Origin of the sequence: Planktothrix sp. FACHB-1355, assembly GCF_014748295.1 — a bacterium.
GTDB lineage: Bacteria > Cyanobacteriota > Cyanobacteriia > Cyanobacteriales > Aerosakkonemataceae > Aerosakkonema > Aerosakkonema funiforme_A.
Window position 1 is genome coordinate 1 of record NZ_JACJUP010000987.1, and the last position, 2,718, is coordinate 2,718.

At 45.6% G+C, this 2,718-nt stretch carries 2 protein-coding genes; both read left to right on the forward strand.

The window, feature by feature from the left end; all coding sequences use genetic code 11:
• Positions 1 to 2,101 (forward strand): hypothetical protein (locus tag H6S82_RS27930; RefSeq protein ID WP_191057086.1); only part of this gene is annotated, 2,101 nt, incomplete at its 5' end.
• 19 nt (positions 2,102 to 2,120) lie between these two features.
• On the forward strand, positions 2,121 to 2,624 hold the full coding sequence (locus H6S82_RS27935; RefSeq protein WP_190474671.1) for a hypothetical protein: 504 nt from the start codon (positions 2,121 to 2,123) through the stop codon (positions 2,622 to 2,624).
• The last annotated feature ends 94 nt before the right edge of the window (positions 2,625 to 2,718 follow it).

Sequence of the window (2,718 nt, forward strand, 5' to 3'; positions counted from 1 at the left end):
GCTGGCTAACAAAATGGGGTTAGATATTCGCCCATTAACTGCTGTTGAATTATGGGCGCATTTGTGGCAGAGGTTTAACAATACACCAACAATTCCAGTACCCCAGTTGTTGGTGCTAGATGAAGATGGGTTGCGAGAAGACGTTTATTCGGAAATTCAGCCGGTCACTTTATTAATGGAATCGCATTCTAGCGTACCTGTTGCAGACCGACGGTGGGTAAACGTTAACGGTAAATACATTGGAGTGCTGACTTTTGTTGATAAGCCAGGAGGTTGGGTCAGCAAAGAACAACAGTTGAGATACTTTTGGGACAACGTGATGCGCCGGGAGGACATCTACGATACTGAGATTTTCTGCCAGATGATGCGGGCTAATGACACTTTGGTGAAGACGAATATGCAGCGGATCACCAAGCAATCAACCGTATCGGCACAGCTGGCGAAAGAACAGAACTCGGTTGATGTTGGTTCCTTACTGAAAGTAGAAGATGCGATCGCAGCCCAAGCCGAACTATATCGAGGTGCTGTCACTATCCACACCGCCGTCGCTTTCCTAGTCTACCGCGACAGCCGCAGCAAGCTGGATGACGACTGCCGCCACATTCAGTCGCTGTTTCTGCGTCCAGCTTGGGTGCTACGGGAAACCGAATACCCTTGGAAACTATGGCTGCAAACACTACCCATCTGCTGGGACAGGCTACTAACCGCTCCTTTTAACCGCCGCCTGCCTTACCTGAGCAGCGAAGCTCCTGGTTTTATGGCTCTAGTTCGCACCCGTTCTGGTGACAATTGTGGCTTTGAGTTGATTGCAGAGGAAGGAGGTACGCCAGTATTCCTCAATTTATTCACGCAACACAAAAATCTAGGGCTATTTGGTACGACTCGCAGCGGTAAGTCTGTCACGGCAGCAGGAATTCTGACCCAAGCCCTAGCTCAGGGGATGCCCGTTGTCGCTCTCGATTACCCTAAACCAGATGGGACTAGCACTTTTACCGATTACACCTATTTCATGGGGTCAGATGGTGCCTATTTCGACATTGGTAAGGAAAGCTCTAATTTATTCGAGTTACCAGACCTCAGCACCCTCGAACCGAAACTTCAGCAAGAACGATTTGAAGACTATAAAGAGTTTCTCACTTCCGCTCTCATGGCAATGGTTGTAGGAACCAAGCGTGGTGAAGGTGCTAGAGAGCAAGCTTTATCGGACACCATTCGCTCAATTTTGGCACTGGCTTTGGAAGAGTTTTTTGGCGATTGGCAAATTCGCGATCGCTATGCCAAAGCATTTATCAACGGCTTTGGTTCTCCCGAATGGCAAGCTACGCCAACGTTATCCGATTTCTTAAATTATTGCTCCTCGGAGCGATTGCAACTAGATACGATCGTCGGAGATATTCAAACCGCACTGCCATTAATTAAATTGCGATTGCGATTTTGGATGGCATCGCGAGTCGGTAAAGCGATTTCTTTCCCTTCAACTTTTCGCAGCGATGCCAGATTATTAGTTTTTGCTCTGCGAAATCTTTCCAACGATGAAGATGCAGCTATCCTTTCCCTATCAGCTTATTCAGCTGCTTTAAGGAGAGCTTTGGCGGCTCCTGCCTCCATATTCTTCATCGATGAAAGCCCGATTTTATTTGAATACGATAGCATTGCCGCTCTGGTAGGCAGGCTTTGTGCGAACGGAGCCAAAGCTGGAATTCGAGTCATTTTATCTGCTCAAGACCCAGACACAATTGCTAAATCTCCCAGTGGAGCCAAAATTTTTCAAAACCTCACTACCCGTTTGATCGGTCGAATTCAACCAACAGCCGTTGACAGCTTCGTACAAATCCTTAAATATCCACCTGAAATTATTAGTCGCAACTCTACAGAAAGTTTCTTTCCCAAAAAAGCTGGGATGTACTCTCAATGGCTATTAGATGATAGTGGAATTTATACATACTGCCGCTATTATCCATCGCCCCATTTGTTAGGCGTTGTAGCTAATAATCCTGAAGAACAAGCGGCACGCACAAAAGTTATGGCTCAACACTCAGACAAGTTGATTGCGCTTACAGAATATGCCAAAAAACTTGTCGCTGGCGTGAAAGCCACTTAGTTAAATCAAGGAGAATTTTATGCAGTCCAAGAAACAGATAGTGACCGCAATTGTAGCCAGTAGTTTGTTATGGGGAATATCATCATCTCCTGCTGCTGCTGTCTCCCTAGACTTCCTCAAAAATAATCCTTTGTCCGACTTAGTAGGGCAAGTTCAGCGTTACATTAATCAAGCCGAACAATACATCAGCCAAGTCATCACAGACAAAATCAAACCTCTGGAAGAAACTATTAATAAAGACCTGGAATCAGCCATTAATGAAGCATCTGGAGCGTTAGGTTTTCCAGATCCGATCGCTACCCGTCAAGGTGTAGAGGAAACTTTAGCTAATTCTGATGTAGCTGTTAATCCAATCGATCGCACAACCAACGAAGTCGATCGCCAAATTACCAGAGCTTCTGCTGCTGCCACATTAGGACAAGAAGGACAGCAACAAACGAAAGAAGAGATCGCTGGTACTAAACAATCTGTTGATACAGTACAACAACAAGCTCAATTAGCTGCTGAAGAAGTCGTTAAGTAGTCGGACAAAAGTAATCGACACTGTATGAACTTTTGTTAAGGCACTTGCAGGAGTGCGATCGCTACCCACGGATAGTACAAATGTATTGTAAAAA